11 protein-coding genes are annotated in these 17139 nt (G+C 70.9%); 8 read left to right on the top strand and 3 right to left on the bottom strand.

All coding sequences use genetic code 11. The features are described 5' to 3' along the window. Window positions 1-21 precede the first annotated feature (21 nt). Entirely contained in the window at window positions 22-2001 is a 1980-nt protein-coding gene (locus FHG89_RS16500; RefSeq protein ID WP_139585274.1) for an acyl-CoA dehydrogenase family protein, read from the bottom strand. A 243-nt stretch (window positions 2002-2244) separates the two neighbouring features. Here FHG89_RS16500 and FHG89_RS16495 point away from each other — a divergent pair, with 243 nt between their 5' ends. Beyond that, complete coding sequence (locus tag FHG89_RS16495; RefSeq protein ID WP_244295526.1) at window positions 2245-4278, top strand: hypothetical protein; 2034 nt, start codon at window positions 2245-2247, stop codon at window positions 4276-4278. A 64-nt stretch (window positions 4279-4342) separates the two neighbouring features. Here FHG89_RS16495 and FHG89_RS16490 read toward each other — a convergent pair whose 3' ends face one another. Continuing rightward, window positions 4343-5362: a carboxymuconolactone decarboxylase family protein gene (locus FHG89_RS16490; RefSeq protein ID WP_425280184.1), complete on the bottom strand. Its 1020-nt coding sequence runs from the start codon at window positions 5360-5362 to the stop codon at window positions 4343-4345. 408 nt (window positions 5363-5770) lie between these two features. Here FHG89_RS16490 and FHG89_RS16485 point away from each other — a divergent pair, with 408 nt between their 5' ends. Beyond that, window positions 5771-6628: a maleylpyruvate isomerase N-terminal domain-containing protein gene (locus FHG89_RS16485; protein ID WP_208760996.1), complete on the top strand. Its 858-nt coding sequence runs from the start codon at window positions 5771-5773 to the stop codon at window positions 6626-6628. Window positions 6629-6672: 44 nt separating this feature from the next. Here the strand turns inward: FHG89_RS16485 and FHG89_RS16480 are convergent, their stop codons facing one another. Further along, on the bottom strand, window positions 6673-7608 hold the full coding sequence (locus FHG89_RS16480; RefSeq protein ID WP_139585270.1) for a hypothetical protein: 936 nt from the start codon (window positions 7606-7608) through the stop codon (window positions 6673-6675). 419 nt (window positions 7609-8027) lie between these two features. Between FHG89_RS16480 and FHG89_RS16475 the strand changes: the two genes are divergently transcribed. The 6 genes from FHG89_RS16475 to FHG89_RS16450 all read left to right on the top strand — a co-directional run bounded on the left by FHG89_RS16475 (window position 8028) and on the right by FHG89_RS16450 (window position 17081). After that, window positions 8028-8507 (top strand): hypothetical protein, encoded by a 480-nt coding sequence (locus FHG89_RS16475; protein WP_244295523.1) that lies wholly within the window; start codon window positions 8028-8030, stop codon window positions 8505-8507. A 5-nt stretch (window positions 8508-8512) separates the two neighbouring features. Next, entirely contained in the window at window positions 8513-9058 is a 546-nt protein-coding gene (locus FHG89_RS16470; protein WP_139585268.1) for a copper resistance CopC family protein, read from the top strand. A 259-nt stretch (window positions 9059-9317) separates the two neighbouring features. After that, a complete protein-coding gene (locus tag FHG89_RS16465; protein WP_139585267.1) occupies window positions 9318-10310 on the top strand; it encodes a DUF1702 family protein in 993 nt (330 codons plus the stop codon). Then, entirely contained in the window at window positions 10307-16075 is a 5769-nt protein-coding gene (locus FHG89_RS16460) for a type I polyketide synthase (RefSeq protein WP_139585266.1), read from the top strand. Before FHG89_RS16465 ends, FHG89_RS16460 begins: the two co-directional genes overlap by 4 nt. Before the next feature lie 3 nt (window positions 16076-16078). Then, entirely contained in the window at window positions 16079-16501 is a 423-nt protein-coding gene (locus FHG89_RS16455) for an acyl-CoA thioesterase (RefSeq protein WP_139585265.1), read from the top strand. After that, window positions 16494-17081 (top strand): flavin reductase family protein, encoded by a 588-nt coding sequence (locus FHG89_RS16450; RefSeq protein WP_139585264.1) that lies wholly within the window; start codon window positions 16494-16496, stop codon window positions 17079-17081. Before FHG89_RS16455 ends, FHG89_RS16450 begins: the two co-directional genes overlap by 8 nt. Window positions 17082-17139 lie beyond the last annotated feature (58 nt).

Genomic DNA, 17139 nt, shown 5'->3' with positions numbered 1-17139 from the left:
CCGTGGCGGCGGCCCGCTGCCTCACCCCGCCGGTGGTGTCGACCCGTGGGCGGCCATGGTCTCCTGCCGCTGGGGTTCCTCGCGCAGGATCGCGGCGTGCAGCCACGAGTCCGGGATGGCGAAACCGTCGACGAGGGTGCGCATGTGTGGGCGTAGCTCCTTGAGCAGAGCGTTGACCACGCCCGTGACGGCCTTGGCGCGTGCCGGCGTGAGACGGCCGTGCTCCAGGAACCATCCCTTGTTGGCCTCGATGACGCTTAGCGCGTACAGGTCACAGACCCGGGAGAGCAGCGCCCGGACCGCCGGGTCGGCGGTCTCCTCGATGCCGGCGACGAACGCCTCCAGGGTGATCCGGTCGATGTGCGCGGAGGCCACGGTCAGGACGTGGTCCTGGACGTCGTTGAAGATGTCGAAGGGCCGGTCCTTCTTCGTGGCCGCGCCGCCCCGCAGGCGGCGGACCGCGCCGTCCAGGAGGTGCCTCTCGCGGTCCTCGAAGGCCTTGAGCTGCCAGCCGCGGTCGGTGACGGCGACCTCCTCGTCGCGACCGGGCACGGCGCCGATCAGCCGTTCGATGAGCGACCGCGCGGCGGTGCGTTCGAGCACCATCTCGCGGACCTGCTCGGCGACGAAGGAGGCGCGCCCCCAGCCGTCAAGCGAGCCGAACTCGTCCCGGTAGCCGGTGAGCAGTCCCTTGGCCACCAGCTGCAACAGCACCGTGTTGTCACCCTCGAAGGTGGTGAAGACGTCGGTGTCGGCCTTCAGGCTGGGTAGCCGGTTCTCCGCCAGGTAGCCGGCGCCACCGCACGCCTCGCGGCACATCTGGATGGTCCGGGTCGCGTGCCACGTCTGCGCGGCCTTGAGACCGGCGGCACGGGACTCCAGCTCCCGTTGCCGGTGTTCGTCGACCGGCCCGTCGCCGCCCTGCACCTCACTGAGCGCGGCCACCAGCTCGGTCTGGGCGAAGTGCAGCGCGTACGTGGTGGCCAGGGCGGGCAGCAGCTTGCGCTGGTGGGCCAGGTAGTCGTTGAGCAGCACCTCCCGCTCCGCGTCGGGCGTGCCGAACTGGCGCCGTATGTCGCCGTAGCGCACCGCGATGGTCAGCGCCGACTTCGTGGCCGCCGACGCGGCGCCGCCCACGCTCACCCGGCCGCGGACCAGGGTGCCGAGCATGGTGAAGAAGCGCCGGGAGTCGTTCTCGATCGGGCTGGAGTACGTCCCGTCCTCGGCGACCTGACCGTAGCGGTCGAGCAGCATGTCCCTCGGCACCTGTACGTGGTCGAAGGTGAGCCGCCCGTTGTCCACGCCGAGCAGGCCGGCCTTCGGACCGGCGTCCCCGATGCGCACCCCGGGCAGCGGTTTGCCCTGCGCGTCGCGGATCGGCACCAACCACGCGTGTACGCCGTGCCGCTCACCGTTCGTGATCAGCTGCGCGAAGACGACCGCCATCCGCCCGTCCCGGGCGGCGTTGCCGATGTAGTCCTTGCGGGCCGCCTCGTGCGGGGTGTGCAGGTCGAAGGTCTGCGTCCGCGGGTCGTACGTGCAGGTGGTGCGCAGTTGCTGGACATCGGAGCCGTGCCCGGTCTCGGTCATGGCGAAGCAGCCGAAGGTCTTGCCCGAGACGATGTCCCGGAGGTAGGCGTCGTGGTGCCGTCGGGTGCCGAGGGCCGCGACAGCCCCGCCGAACAGGCCCCACTGCACGCCCGCCTTGACCATCAGCGACAGGTCGACCTGCGCCAGCATCTCGCTGGCGATGATCGAGCCGCCGACGTCGGCGCTGCCGCCGTACTCGGTGGGGAAGGCCGACGCCATTCCCAGCTCGGCGGGGAGTTCGGTGAGCAGTCGGGTGATCCGCTCACGTGCCTGGTCACCGGTCTCGCCGTAGACCGGGAGGAAGCGCTCGTCGAGGTGGTCCCGGTGCGCGTTGCGAACCTTGGCCCACGGACCGTCGAGTAGTTCCCGCAGGCGTGCGAGGTCGATACGGCCGGACTTGTCGTCAGTCATGGTCACCCCTCGGATCGGGGACATATGCGCACAGTCTGGACCCGATCAAGACTACCGGGACGTCGTCGTGATCCGGCCGAAGATCACGGTGAGACGAGACACGGTTTCCGCGGCGCCGGCCCGACCGTCAGGTGATCCTCGCGCCTTGCTGAGATCTCTTCACGAGCGTAGGAAGAACACCACAGTCGATCCGCCATGGCCGACCCCGCGGCGATCCACCGTCCACTGTCAAAGGAGAAGCGTGTGACCCCACACCGACGGCTCGGTCTCGCCGTGTCCGTGCTGGTGACGGCGGGCACCGTCCTGGTCGGCGCCGGCGCCGCCGCGGCGCCCCCGGCGACTTCCGCGCCCGCCGGGCAGCCGGCCTGCGACCCCATCGACCCGACGGCCTGTCTGCTGCCGTTCCCGAACGACTACTTCACCGTGCCGGACCGGACCAGCCCCACCGGCAAGCGGGTGCGGTTCGCGACCTCCGCGATGCCCGCCAACGTCCAGGGGACGCCGATCGACCCGACGGAATGGAACCGGCAGGACGGGTTCAGCCCCGGTTCACCGATCCTGGTGCGGGTGCCCGGCCTCGACGCCACGGCGACCCGGATCGCACCGGTCACCGACATCGGCCGCTCGCTGGCGCCGGACGCGCCGATCGTGCTGCTCGACACCCGCACCGGGAAGCGCACCCCCTACTGGGCCGAGCCGGACGCGCACGCCGCCGGCCAGCCGGACCGGCAGTCGCTGATCATCCGGCCGGCGGTGGCGCTGGCCGAGGGCACCCGGTACGTCGTCGGCCTGCGCGGTATGCGCGACAGCACGGGGGCGTCGATCCCGGCGCCGAAGGCGTTCACGGCGTACGCCAAGGGCGTCGGCCTCGGCCATCGGGACCCACGCGTCCCGCAGATGAAGCGGATCATCGCCGACCTGAACCGGACCGGCGTCAAGCGGCACAGCCTCTACCTGGCCTGGGATTTCACAGTGGCCAGCCGACAGGGCCTGACCGGGCGGATGCTGGCGATGCGGGACAGCGCCTTCGCCGACCTCCGCCGGGCCGCACCCTCGTTCACCGTCACCCAGGTGACCGACTACGCGCCCGAGCAGGATCCGCTGATCGCCCGGCAGGTGACCGGAACCATCGGCGTGCCGTCGTACCTGACCGGCGACGGCGGGCCCGGCTCCCGGCTGCACTACGGGCCGCTCGGCGGCGGCGGAACGCCACCGACGCCGAACGCCCTGCCCACGCCGTCCGGAGTGACAACGGCGGCGGACTTCGTCTGCAACATCCCGCGCAGTGCCTCCGCCGCGAGGCCGGCGCACCTCTCGCTCTACGGCCACGGTCTGCTCGGCAGGCCCACCGAGATCAACGCCGGAAACGTGAAGACGATGTCGAACACGTACGACTTCACCTTCTGCGCGACCAGCTGGATCGGCATGGCCGCCGCCGACGTGCCCTACGTGGCCGGCGCCTTCACCGACCTCAGCGCCTTCCCCGCCGTGGCGGACAGGTTGCAGCAGAGCTTCCTGAACTTCCTCTTCCTGGGCCGCGCGATGATCCACCCCCGCGGGTTCGCCGCCCACCCGGCGTTCCGGGACGACAGGGCAGGACCGCTTATCGACGTGGCCGGCGGGCTGCACTACGACGGCAACAGTCAGGGCGGCATCAACGGCGGCGCGCTCACCGCCATCGCCCAGGACTGGACCCGGTCGGTGCTCGGCGTACCGGCGATGAACTACTCCACGCTGCTGCAACGCAGCGTGGACTTCGCGCCGTTCCAGACGGTCCTGGACGGCTACTACCCGGACAAGGTCGACCAGCAGCTGATCCTCGCGCTGCTCCAGATGCTGTGGGACCGCTCCGAGGCCAACGGGTACGCCCAGCACATGACCGACCGGCCGTTGCCGAACACCCCGGCACACCAGGTGCTCATGCACGTGGCCTTCGGGGACCACCAGGTCTCGCCCGCGGCGGCCGAGGTGCAGGCGCGCACCATCGGCGCCCGCCTGCACACCCCGGCGCTCGCCGACGGCTGGTCACCTGACGTGCGGCCGTACTGGGGCATCGCGCCGATCCGCAGCTACCCGTACACCGGCTCAGCGATGGTGGTCTGGAACAGCGGCGCGGCGTACGCGCCACCGTCGACCAACCTCGCCCCGGCCGGGCCGGAGTACGGCGACGATCCACACGAGTTTCCGCGCGCCCAGTCCGGCGCCCAGCGGCAGAAGGCGGTCTTCCTGCTCACCGGAGAGGTCATCGACGTCTGCGCGCGTACACCCTGCCCCTGAGGCGTGACCGTGTCGTGTCCACCCGCCGGGTCGACCGAGCGGCGCGGTCGCAGGCCGGACGACATCACCCGGCGGGGTTCCCGCCGTGGTCGTCGTTCCCCATGTCCTGACGTGCGGCGATGTGGCGGGCAGCGGTCAGGCTCGCCCACGACGTGACCTCGATCAGCGCCGCGTCGTCCGCGCCGGTCGCCCGTACGCCCGCGACGACCGAATCGGTGATGCGGAACGACGAGACGGCGGTGAGCAGAGCGAGGCGGGTCGCCGGGCGGTCCCTGGCCGGCAGGGTGCCGAGCCGCTCCTGGAGCCACGGCGCCGTTCCCGCGTCGCGGCCCGGTTCCCGCAGGGCGGCGCGGACCATGTCGCGTGCCGCGGTCGTGAGCCGCCGCTCGCCAGCCTCGTCGATCGCGCCGGCCGCACGGGCCAGGGCGTTGGCGATGGAGGGACGGCTCTGCGCCCAGCGCAGGTCGTCGGGCAGCTGCGCGGCGGGGAGGAGGTCGTCGGTGTCGAGCCCGGGCAGGGGAGCGGAGGAGGCCAGTCGCCGCATCACCCGGGCGGCTCCTCGCCGCACCACGTCACGTGCGATTCCCTGCACCGGCGGCAGGGGCGACTCCTGGAGGAAGACGTTGACCATGCGGTTGATGTACTGGAACGTCAGGACCGTGCCAATCAGCTCCGGCGCCTGAGCGCGGGGGAAGGGGGCCGGGCCGGGAGCCTCGGCGGACGTGACCGCCCACCCGGCGAGCGTCCGCAACCGGTCGTCGGTCACGTCCTCGATACGGCCCGCGGCGATGGCCTCGGGGTCCTTCCCGCGTACCAGCCCCCGCAGCGTCGTGCTGTGCACCTCGGCGCAGTACGGGCAGTTGTTCGCCAGCGACACGGCAGCCGCGACGGCTTCCTTGTCCGCGCGTGCGACCAACCCGGGCACCACCAGCACCTCACGCAGGATCGACCAGCTGGCCGCCAGCACCGACGGTGCGGGGGAGTGCAGGGCGAGGGGCGGGGCGAGCATTCCGAACTCCGCCTCGATCCGCCGGTACACGGTGCCCACGAGACCGGTGGCCGCGGCGAACGGCACCGGGCGCACGTACCGGAAATGCGAACGGCCGGCGCGGCGCGTCGCGCGCGCGAACAGTGTGGTCATCCCGATCCCGTCTCTGCGTCAGGCGGTGGTTGAAGGTCGGTGCCGCTGGAAAGCACCGCCGCCACACCGGCTCGTCCGGCGCAGCGGCGGCGCTCGCTCAGGCCACCGCCGGTACGTCCCTGCCAGCGGTGGTGCGGACCGCTCGTGCCGGTGCCCACCCTCGCCGTGGGGCCTCGGCGTCGCACTCGGTCATGCGGCCAGCCTCGCATCGCCCGCCGGGGCGTCCACCTCGCGCGTTGCCGGACGGGGGACGGACACGCCCAAGGGGTCCGTGTCGTCTCGATGCACAGATGCCGGAACTGCGCACGCTGGAGGATCCGCCAGCGGCCGGTCCGATGTGAGAGTGGTGCGGTGACGAAGAACGCCCGCGATCGATGGCCCGACGCCCGAGCAGCCGTGCACCAGGCCACCCAGCGCTTCATCGCGCTTGTCAAGTCGTGCCCGACGCCGGCGAGCACCATGGTCACCAAGGATTGGACCGTGTCGGACACCGCCGTGCACGTGCTGTCCATCGCGGTGCTCTACGTCTCGCTTGTCGACGCCGATGTCGAGCCGCCGCCGGTGCCCGGGCTCGCCGGTGCGCTGGAACGGACGACAGTGGACACTGTCTCGTCGCTCAACGTGCTCGTCATGCGGCACCTGACCGAGCGGGACGCCGACGTGCTGTGCCGGGACCTGTCGGACACCGTCGATCACCTGCTCCGGGCCAGCGCGCACACGGATCCGGGCAGCGTCGTCCGCTGGCTCGGCGGAGCGTCGGTAACTGTCGCGGGCCTGTTCGCTCACCTCACGAACGAACTCCTCGTCCACGGCTGGGACATCGCCCGGGCGGCGGGCCGACCGTGGCCGATGCCGGAGGCCGAGGCCGCGCTCTTCTTCGACCTGTTCTTTCTCGACATGGTGCGGCACGACCACGGCGTCCTCATCGACACCGGCGCGCGCCAGCCCGCGCGCCCGGTCGCGGTGGCGTACCGGTCGGCGTACACCGCGCAGACCACGACCGTCCTGGAGGACGGCCGGTTGACCATCGCCCCGCCCGGCACCCCGCTGGACGCGCGCGTCACCTACCGTCCGGCGCGGTTCAATCTCATGCTGTTCGGGCGCATCAGCATGCTCTCGGCGGTGCTGCGCCGCGACGTGATCATCGGCGGGCCCCGACCGTGGCTGCTGCCCGGATACCTCCGGGTCGTCCACATGCCGAACTCGTAGCCGGCCGGCGGCGGCTGTGCGCCCCCGCCGGCCCGAACGCCTCGTCAGTTGTTGTACGGCATTGTGGGGAACCATCCGTGCCCGAACATGGCGGGCAGCCGGACGTCCCAGTAGACGAACGTGAAGATGCCCAGGGCGATCAGCAGCGCGCCGGTCACCGCGACGGTGCGGGCCGGGTCGCTGGACAGCCAGACGATGGCACGCCCCCGGCTGAGCAGCACGATCAGGCTGAACAGGGCCGCCACGATGACGATGTTGCCCAGGGACTGGAGGATGAACGCCCCGGCGCCGTACAGCGGGTTGCCACTGTCGACGGCCCAGTGGAACAGCTTGTTGAACAACGGATACGGGCGCCCGATGAGGAAGGCCCCGACGAGAGCGCCGAGGGTGACCACGCGGGCGACGGGGCGTCGGGCGAACGGGTCGGGGAGGATCCCGAGCGCGGCGAGCCCCAGATAGACGAAGGCCAGACCCACCAGGCCGAACACCACCATCGACTGCCAGAGGCGTACGGGTATGCCGCCGGCCGTGTCGGTCGACAGTTGCGGCAGCCGGTCGCCGATGAGCACTCCGACGAAGCCGTAGACGCCGGAGACCGTCACCATGCCGAGAGTCAGCCATCCCACCGGCTTGAGCATGCTGCGCAGGCCGCTGCGGGTGGGGGAGTCGGCACTGGCCTGGCTCATCGGGCCGATGGACGCCGCCATGGCGATGTTGCAGGCGGTGAACGTGCCGGCCAGACCGGAGACGAACGCGAACGCGAGACCGGCCACGGTGCCGCCGATGGCGGTGGCCTTGGCGTCGTGGCCGAGCAGGGTGTTGGCGACGTTGTCGCCGATGACGTGGTCGACGAACTCGAACGACCAGAGGATGGCCAGCAGCACGCCGGCCACGACGCTGCCGACGATGATCCGGCCCCGGTGCTCGGGCCCGCTGCTCGGCGGCACGGTGATTGCCTGGCGGTGATCATGCAGAGTCATGGACGCCATTGTCTGGGTAGATCGGGCCAGTGGGATGTTCCAGATTGCTCTTGCGACGGGCGGGCCGGCAATTCGGGAGAAAAGCGCACCGCCGCACGTGCGTAATCACCCTTTTTGCGATGGTGATGGGCACTCCGTCGAATCTTGCGCGCATCGCGCCGACGGGCACGGAAAAATGCTTGCACAACCTGCGGAGCGGCCGGTATCGCGACTCACGACGGACAATGCGACGGCAGTCCGGTACGCATCGGAGCAATTTACGAGATGGGTCGCCGTCGGTATGATCCCATCGTTGAGTCGGCGCCGTCGGGTGCCTTCAAAATGGTGCGGAGGGGCTTGTGGCCACGCTAGCGAGAAACAACCCGCGTTCTGTCAGTTGGATGAACGGGGCGGGTCATCGACTGACTCTCGGTGTGTTCATGTTCATTGTGTTGGCCCACTGGGCCGAGCACCTGGTGCAGGCTGCGCAGATCTGGGCCTTCAACCAGCCGCGACCGCAGGCGCGGGGCGTTCTCGGCCAGTTCTATCCGTGGCTGGTGTCGTCCGAGCTGCTGCACTACGGCTACGCGATCGTGATGCTGATCGGCCTGTTCGCCCTGCGCGACGGATTCGTCGGCCGGGCCCGGACGTGGTGGACCGTGGCGCTGGCCATCCAGTTCTGGCACCACATCGAGCACCTGCTGCTGCTGATCCAGGCACAGACTCACAACTACCTGTTCGGCGCCGCGGTGCCGACCAGCATCCTCCAGTACTTCTACCCCCGGGTCGAGCTGCACCTGTTCTACAACACCATCGTCTTCGTCCCGATGGTGGTCGCCATGTACTTCCACCTGCGCCCCAAGGATGCCGAGCGGGAGTTGACCGTCTGCACCTGCGCCCGCGAGCTGGTCCGGGTCTGACGGCGATGAACCGCACCACCCGGTGGGGGAGGCTCGCAGCGGCGGCCGGAGCGGTTGTCGTCGTCGCGATCGGTGTGCTGATGTACGCCGGGAGCCGGGGCGCCGACCTCGGGCCGGTCTACCCGGCCGACGGCGCGGCCCTGCGCGAGCCACCCCACCAGGTGTCGCTCACCTTCGACGAGGCGGTGCAGCCCGCGCAGATCCACATCGGGGTCTCCGACGGCAGCGGCCACCTGGTGCCGTCCGGTGCGCCGGTGGTGTCCGGTGCGAAGATCGACAAGCCGGTGACCATCCAGGCCGACGGTGACTACGTGCTGGCCTATCACGTCGTCCTGGCCGACGGCCGTACCTTCACCGGCACCAACCGTTTCCGTGTGTCCTCGTCGATCGCCTCCCCGGCGGCGCCCGCCGATGCCGCGCAACCGGCCGCCGGCGGCCACGACCACTTCGGTAGCGACCCGCTCAGCGTCGTGCTCACCGTCGTGGCCGCGGGATCCGTCATCGCGCTGCTGGTCATGCTCATCCACCGGCCCCAGCCCCGCCGGCCCTAGGACGCGTGTCGAATCCACCAGCTGGCCCACGGCATCTCCCGATGGCGACCGACCGCATTGTGAGAAATGGTCCGGATGCGATGTCGCAACCGGACCGTTTCCGCATTTGCGGATTTCGGCCCGGATCCGACTGTTCGATCTGACCGGCCCTCGGCAACACCAAAGAAGACACGTCACCGACGTCTTGCCAGGCTCAGGGAGATGGCGAGGCGTACAACGCTTCCCAATGTCGGCCTAGTGGCACAGGAGTAGCCCACCGATGAACGCTCTTCGAGTGATTCGCCGCAAGATAATGACACCCAACCGATCCGCCACCAGGATGGATGTCCGCGGATTCCACGTCAAGAGCCCCGAGGCGCGCACGCTGCTGGAGACCGTCGGTGGCACTTTCCTTGACGGCTTCGGAATCGCCGCCCAGGCTCGGACACCGGCTGACGCCGAGGCGCCGCTGGCGGCCATACCCATTCGGTTCCGTGGTTTCGCCAACGAGGGCGCCGCCATGGCTTTCGCGATCCGCGACGGCATGCGCCCCGGTGGGCGCAATGTCGAGCGCTATCTGGCCGGCACCGGCGCCGACCACGTCTACATGGCGTACGTCGGCGTCGGGTGGGCCATGGCGCGACTGCCCCGGATCTGCTGGTCGAGGCTGCACGCGCCCGATCCGCTGCTGCGCTGGCTGGTGCTCGACGGCTACGGGTTCCACCAGGCCTACTTCCGCACCGAGCGTTACGTCTACGACCTGTACGAGGACAGCTCGATCCCGTGGCGTGACGGGACCGCGCGGGACTACGCCACACGCGCCATCGACCAGGGCATCGGTCGGGCGCTCTGGTTCATCGGCGGCACCGACGTCGAAGTCGTGGCCGGCCTGGTCGAGCGCTACCCCCGCCAGCGGTGGGTCGACCTCTACAGCGGCATCGGGCTCGCCGCCACCTATGCCGGCGGCGCCACCGAGGCCGAACTGACCGCCCTGTGGGAGCACGCCAAGGAATACCGGCCGCAGCTGGCGCAGGGCGCCGCCTTCGCGGCCGGCGCTCGTGCCAGAGCCAACCTGGTCTGCCCGCACAACGAGACGGCCACCCGGATCCTCTGCGGCCAGCCGGTGGCGCTGGCGCAGAAGGTCACAGATGAGGCGATGGTGGACCTTCCGGGCGACGACCAGGTACCGGCGTTCGAAGTCTGGCGCCAACGGATTTCGGATGCCTTTGCTCGTTCCGGACACTACGCACTAACCGCCACGGAGCAAAAATGACCCGGATCGCTATTGTCGGCATGGCCTGCCGCTACCCCGATGCCAACAGCCCACGTGAGTTGTGGGAGAACGCGGTCGCCGGGCGACGCGCGTTCCGTCAACTGCCGTCGGAGCGGATGAACCTCGACGACTACTGGTCGGCCGACCCGGAGGCACCCGACCGGTTCTACGCCCGTATGGCCGCCGTCATCGAGGGTTACGAGTTCGACCGGCTGGCCTTCAAGGTCGCCGGCAGCACGTACCGGTCGACCGACCTGACCCACTGGCTCGCCCTGGACGTCGCGTCGCAGGCGTTGGCCGACGCCGGGTTCCCCGGCGGCGAGGGGCTGCCCCGCCAGCGGACGGCCGTCGTCGTGGGCAACAGCCTGACCGGTGAGTTCTCCCGCGCCGGTCAGATGCGGCTGCGCTGGCCGTTCGTCAGGCGTACGGTCGCCGCCGCGCTGCGCCGGGAGGGCTGGGACGACGATCGGCTCGGCGCGTTCATCGCGAAGCTGGAGGGCGTCTACAAGGCACCCTTCCCCGAGGTGGACGAGGACACCCTCGCCGGCGGTCTGTCGAACACGATCGCCGGCCGCATCTGCAACTACTTCGACCTCAACGGCGGTGGCTTCACCGTCGACGGCGCCTGCTCGTCGTCGCTGCTGGCGGTGGCCACCGCCTGCAACAACCTGGTCGACGGTGTGGTCGACGTGGCCGTGGCCGGTGGGGTCGACCTGTCGATCGATCCGTTCGAGATGATCGGTTTCGCCAAGACCGGGGCGCTGGCCCGCGGCGAGATGAAGGTCTACGACCGGGGCGCGAACGGGTTCTGGCCCGGTGAGGGCTGCGGCATGATCGTCCTGATGCGCGAGGAGGACGCCCTGCGCAGCAGCCAGCGGGTGATCGCCACGGTGGCCGGCTGGGGCATGTCATCCGACGGCAAGGGCGGCATGACCCGGCCGGAGTTCAGCGGCTACCAACTGGCGATGCAGCGGGCGTACGAGCGCGCCGGATTCGGCGTCGAGACGGTCGGCATGTTCGAGGGTCACGGCACCGGCACCTCGGTCGGCGACGCGACCGAGCTGCGTGCGTTGTCCGAGGCGCGGCGGGCCGCCGGCGCCACCGGGACGCCGGCCGTGGTCGGCTCGGTCAAGGCGATGATCGGCCACACCAAGGCCGCCGCCGGCGTGGCCGGTCTGATCCGGGCCGCGATGGCCGTGCACCACCAGGTCCTGCCGCCGGCGTTGGGCTGTAACGATCCCCACGACCTGCTGACCGCCCCGGACGCGACGCTCCGGGTGCTGCGTCAGGCCGAGCCGTGGCCGACCACCGGTCCGGTCCGCGCCGGTGTGACCGCCATGGGCTTCGGTGGCATCAACACCCACGTCGTACTGGAGAACACCAAGCGGCGCAACGGATTCGATGTCCGGACCCGGGCCATCGCCACGGCCATCCAGGACCACGAACTGCTGCTGGTCGACGCGGCCTCGGCCACCGAACTGTCGGACCGGCTGCGGGAGCTTGTCGACTTCGTGCCGGTGATCTCGTACGCCCAGCTCGGTGACCTGGCCGCGACCCTGCACCAGCGGCTGCGTGACCTGCCCTTCCGCGCGGCCGTGGTGGCCAGTTCGCCCGCCGACGCCACCACCCGGCTGCGGAGCCTGCTGGAGAAGGTCGAGGCCGGCGAGACGACCAGCTTCAGCGCGGACGGACGGACCCTGCTCGGGTACTTCGCCCGGCGTGGCCAGGTCGGCTTCCTGTTCCCCGGCCAGGGATCCGGGCAGGGGACCAGCGGCGGCGCGATGCGACGCCGTTTCACCGAGGCGGACGCGGTGTACGCCAAGGCCGCCCTGCCGACCGGCCGCGACACAGTGGCGACCGAGGTGGCGCAACCCCGGATCGTCACCGGGTCGATGGCCGGCCTGCGGGTCCTGTCCTCGCTCGGGCTGCACGCCTCGGTGTCCCTCGGCCACAGCCTCGGCGAGCTCACGGCCCTGCACTGGGCAGGCGCTCTGGACGAGGACGCGCTGCTCCGGCTCGCCGCCGAGCGCGGTCAGGCCATGAGCGAGCACGGCGTGACCGGCACGATGGCCAGGATCAGCGCTCCCGCGGTGGAGGTCGAGCAGATCATCGACGGCTCGGACGTCGTCATCGCCGCCTACAACAGCCCGCAGCAGACGGTGATCGCCGGGCGCGTCGAGGCCGTCGAGGCGGCCTGTGTCCGGGCCCGCGAAGCTGGCTACGTCGCCGGCCGGCTCCCCGTGTCGCACGCGTTCCACTCGCCGCTTGTCGCAAAGGCGGCCGAGGTGTTCGGGGCGGCGCTCGACGGCCAGGCCTGGGCGCCGCTGAACGGTCGGGTGATGTCCTCGGTGACCGGTGAGCTGCTGCCGGCCGACGCGGACCTCACCGGGCTGCTGCGCAACCAGATCACCGATCCGGTGCTGTTCCAGCAGGCCCTCGCCCTGGTGGGCAAGGAGGTCGACCTGTTGATCGAGGTCGGTCCCGGTCGGGTGCTCACCGGGCTCGCCGCGGCCGCCGATCTGCGCGCGGTGTCCCTGGACACCGATGACGAGTCGCTGACCGGCGTGCTGCGGGTGGTCGGGGCGGCGTTCGTGGTCGGCGCCGCCGAGGTCGACTCGAGCCTGTTCCATGGCCGGCTGCTCAAGCCCTTGGAGATCGGGGCCAGGCAGTCGTTCTTCGCCAGTCCGTGCGAGGCGGTCCCGGCACTCGACATCGACGTACCGATCCAGCCCGCCGTTGCGGCGTCGTCGGTCCAGGCCCAGACGGACTCGCCGATAGGCGGCGCGGGCGCGGGGGTGGCCGACGATGCCGCGACCTCCAGTCTGGAGCTGCTGCGGCGGCTCGCCGCCGAACGGGCCGAGCTGCCGCTGGACCTGGTGCGTCCGGACAGCCGGTTGCTCGACGACCTGCACCTGAGCTCCATCACCGTGGGTCAGATCGTCAACCAGGTCGCGACCCAGCTCAAGATCCCGGTCGGCCAGACACCGCCCAACTTCGCCACCTCGACCGTACGGGAGCTGGCGGACGCCTACGAGGCGATGGCCCGCGACACCGAACCCGTCGAGGCGGCCGCTCCGGTGGCGCCCGCCGGAGCGGCCGGTTGGGTCCGCCCCTGGTCGGTGGACCTGGACGTCACCCCGATTCCGTCCCGGACGGCCCGGGACACCGACGACGAGTGGCAGGTCTTCGCGCCGGCCGGTCACCCGTACGCCCAGGACCTGAGCGCCGCCCTGGCCCGAGCCGGCGTGGGCGCGGGCGTGCTGGTCTGCCTTCCGCCGGACTGCGCCGAGCAGGACCTCGAACTGGCCCTGCGCGGGGCCAAGGTGATCCTGGCCGGCCCGTCGAACCGCCGCTTCGTCCTGGTCCAGCAGGGCCGGGGCGCGGCCGGGTTGGCCAAGACGCTGCACCTGGAGTCGCCGCAGACACGGGTGACTGTGGTCCACCTGGCCGACGCGGATGAGGCGGTGGCGCGGGTCACGGCGGAGACGACCGTGACGGAGTCCTTCGCCGAGGTGTTCTACGACGCGGACGGCACCCGCCGCACCCCGACACTCCGGGTGCTGCCCTTCGAACCGGCCCGGACCGTCCAGGCCCTCGCGGCGCCGGACGTGCTGCTGGTCACCGGAGGCGGCAAGGGCATCACGGCCGAGTGCGCCCTGGCCATGGCCCAGGACAGCGGGGCCAGGCTCGCGCTGCTGGGACGATCCGACCCGGCGGAGGACGCCGAGCTGTCGGCCAACCTCCAGCGAATGGCACAGGCCGGCGTCACCGTCGAGTACGCCCGCGCCGACGTCACCGACCCGGAGTCGGTCAGACGTGCGGTGGACACGCTGACCGCGACCCTCGGCCCGGTCACCGCGGTGCTGCACGGCGCCGGCCGCAACGAACCGGCCTCGCTGCTCACCCTGGAGGCGGACACCATCGGCCGTACGCTCGCGCCGAAGGTAGGCGGCCTGCGCGCGGTGCTGGCCGCCGTCGACCCGCGGCAGGTACGACTGCTGGTCACCCTGGGCAGCATCATCGGCCGCGCCGGACTACCCGGCGAGGCCCACTACGCCACGGCGAACGACTGGCTGGCCGACGCCACCGCCGAGTTCGGCCGGCAGAACCCGCACTGCCGCGCGCTCTGCCTGGAGTGGTCGGTGTGGTCGGACGTCGGCATGGGCGAACGGCTGGACGTGGTCGAGAAGCTCGACCGCGACGGAGTGAGCCCCATCCCACCGGAGCAGGGGATCGCCGTGCTCCGTCGGCTGCTGGCCGACCCGGACAGCCCGGGCACCGTGGTGATCAGCGGCCGTACCCACGGCATCGACACGATGCGGTACGACGAGCCGGAACTGCCGCTGCTGCGCTTCGTCGAACGCCCGGTGGTGCGCTACCACGGGGTCGAGCTGATCTGCGAGGTGGAGCTGAGCGGTGGAACCGACCTGTACCTGGCCGATCACCTGCTCGACGGCAACCAGCTCTTCCCGGCGGTCTTCGGGATGGAGGCCATGGCACAGGTCGCGACGGCGGTCACCGGTGCGGTAAACGCTCCGGTCATCGACAACGCCGAGTTCCTCCGACCGATCGTCGTGCCGCCGCACGGCAGCACCCGGATCCGGATCGCGGCCGTCGTCACCGGCCCGGACACCGTGGAGGTCGCGCTGCGCAGCGAGGAGACCGGATTCAGCGCCGACCACTTCCGGGCCCGGTTGTGCTTCACGCCGACACCTCCGGCGGCGGGAGCACCCGAACCTGTCGAACCCGGCCTGCCCGAGGTGCCACTCGACCCGGCGACCGACCTCTACGGCCCGGTCCTGTTCCAGGGCCGCCGGTTCCAGCGCCTGCGGACGTACCACCTGGCCGCCGCGCGCGACGTGGACGCCACAGTGGCGGCGGACGCCTCGACCGACTGGTTCGCCGCCTACCTGCCGTCCACCCTGCTGCTCGGCGATCCGGGTGTGCGGGACGCGATGATGCACGGCAACCAGGTCTGCGTACCCGACGCGACGTTGCTGCCCCAGGGCATCGAGCGGATCGTGCCGGCCGGCCCGGCCATGTTCGACGCCGACTCCCTCCGGTTCCGCGCCACCGAACGCTCGCGCGACGGCGACACCTACGTGTACGACATCGCGCTGCGCGACGCGGCCGGCACGGTCGTCGAACGGTGGGAGGGCCTGCGGCTGCGGGCCGTGCGCAGGCAGGACGGCTCAGGACCCTGGCACCCGGTCCTGCTCGGTTGCTACCTGGAACGGGCGATGCGGGACGTGCTGGGTTCCCCGGTCGCGGTCGCTGTCGAACCCGCGCCAGCGGGCCCGGCCCAGTCGACGACCACGATCGCGGTCGGTCGGGCACTGGGTACGCCGACCAAGGTCCGCTACACCAGGGACGGCCAACCCCGGGTCACCGGGGAGCGGAACGTGTCGGCCAGTTCGGCGGCCGGTCTCGCCCTGTGCGTCGCGGCCGCGGATCAGACCGGCTGCGCGGTCACCCCGGTGACCCGCCAGACCCCAGCGGAGTGGGCCGACCGGCTCGGCTCCCGGGTGGAGCTGGCGCATCAGGTCGCCCAGGCCGCCGGGGAACCGCTCGACGCCGCGGCGACGCGGGTCCAGGCCGCCCTGGACTGCCTGCCCGCCGCCGACGAGTGGCGCCTGATCTCGACCGAACCGATCGGGTGGGTCGTGCTCGGATGCGGTGACCGCCAGGTCGCCACCTTTGTCACCCGGGTGTCCGGCGCACCGGACAGGGTCGCCGTGGCCATTCTCAGCGGAGGGCGTGAATAGGCAGTGACGAAATACTACGAGTATCGCCACACCGTGGGGTTCGAGGAAACCAACATGGTCGGCAATGTCTACTACGTCAACTATCTGCGGTGGCAGGGCCGGTGCCGGGAGATGTTCCTCAAGGACCGGGCGCCGGCGGTCCTCGAGGATCTCCAGCAGGACCTGAAGTTGTTCACCCTCAAGGTGGACTGCGAATTCTTCGCCGAGCTGGCGGCCTTTGACGATCTGTCCATCCGTATGCGCCTGACCGAGTTGGCGCAGACCCAGGTGCAGTTCGGCTTCGACTACGTGCGGTTGGACGAAAACGGGGAGACGCTCGTCGCGCGCGGCAGTCAACGGGTCGCCTGTATGCGGGGCCCCAACACCCGGACGACTCCGGCCCGCGTGCCGGAGGCGCTGGCCAAGGCCCTTCAGCCCTATGCCTAGACGGCCCCCGGAGGCGAATGTGGAAAGGCTCCAGCCAACCCAGGATGTGGTCCACGAGAAGGCGTCACTGCGCCGGGTGTTCGGCGCCTTCGCCACCGGCGTCACCGTGGTGACGGTGGGTGGAGAGATCGCGCACGGCATGACCGCCAACTCCTTCACCGCGGTCTCCCTCGACCCGCCGCTCATCCTGGTCTGCGTCGGGCGCGACGCCCTCATGCACGACGTCCTGGAGCAGCAGCCGGCCTTCGCGGTGTCGATCCTGGCCGCCGACCAGACCGCGCTGGCCAGGTACTTCGCCGACAAGCGGCGGCCGGTCGGCCGGGATCAGTTCAACGCGGTGTCGTGGTCACCGGGGGCGTACAGCGGCGCGCCGCTCATCGACGGCTCGCTGGCCCATCTCGAATGCGAGCTGGAGCAGCACCACGAGGCGGGCGACCACACGATCTACGTCGGTCGGGTGCTGTCACTGTGGCGCCGACCCGGCGAGGACGCACTGCTGTTCCTCAACGGCCAGTTCCTGCGTACCGACCAGCCGCCGGCGCCGGTGCCCGCCCAGCCGGGGTCCACCGGCGCCGCATAGGACCGATCGGTACGACCGGGCGGCCGCGGCCGCCAACCTGTTGAGAAGCTCTGTCCCA

The sequence above is a fragment of the Micromonospora orduensis genome (assembly GCF_006228125.1).
Taxonomy (GTDB): domain Bacteria; phylum Actinomycetota; class Actinomycetes; order Mycobacteriales; family Micromonosporaceae; genus Micromonospora; species Micromonospora orduensis.
The sequence above is the reverse complement of the archived record's forward strand: the minus strand, read 5'-3'. Positions and strand labels throughout refer to the sequence as shown.

Coding starts and splice junctions, on each gene's coding strand:
- FHG89_RS16500 (WP_139585274.1), bottom strand. CDS start 2,001: ATGACTGACGACAAGTCCGGCCGTATCGACCTCGCACGCCTGCGGGAA.
- FHG89_RS16480 (WP_139585270.1), bottom strand. CDS start 7,608: ATGACTCTGCATGATCACCGCCAGGCAATCACCGTGCCGCCGAGCAGC.
- FHG89_RS16475 (WP_244295523.1), top strand. CDS start 8,028: ATGTTCATTGTGTTGGCCCACTGGGCCGAGCACCTGGTGCAGGCTGCG.
- FHG89_RS16470 (WP_139585268.1), top strand. CDS start 8,513: ATGAACCGCACCACCCGGTGGGGGAGGCTCGCAGCGGCGGCCGGAGCG.
- FHG89_RS16465 (WP_139585267.1), top strand. CDS start 9,318: ATGAACGCTCTTCGAGTGATTCGCCGCAAGATAATGACACCCAACCGA.
- FHG89_RS16460 (WP_139585266.1), top strand. CDS start 10,307: ATGACCCGGATCGCTATTGTCGGCATGGCCTGCCGCTACCCCGATGCC.
- FHG89_RS16450 (WP_139585264.1), top strand. CDS start 16,494: ATGCCTAGACGGCCCCCGGAGGCGAATGTGGAAAGGCTCCAGCCAACC.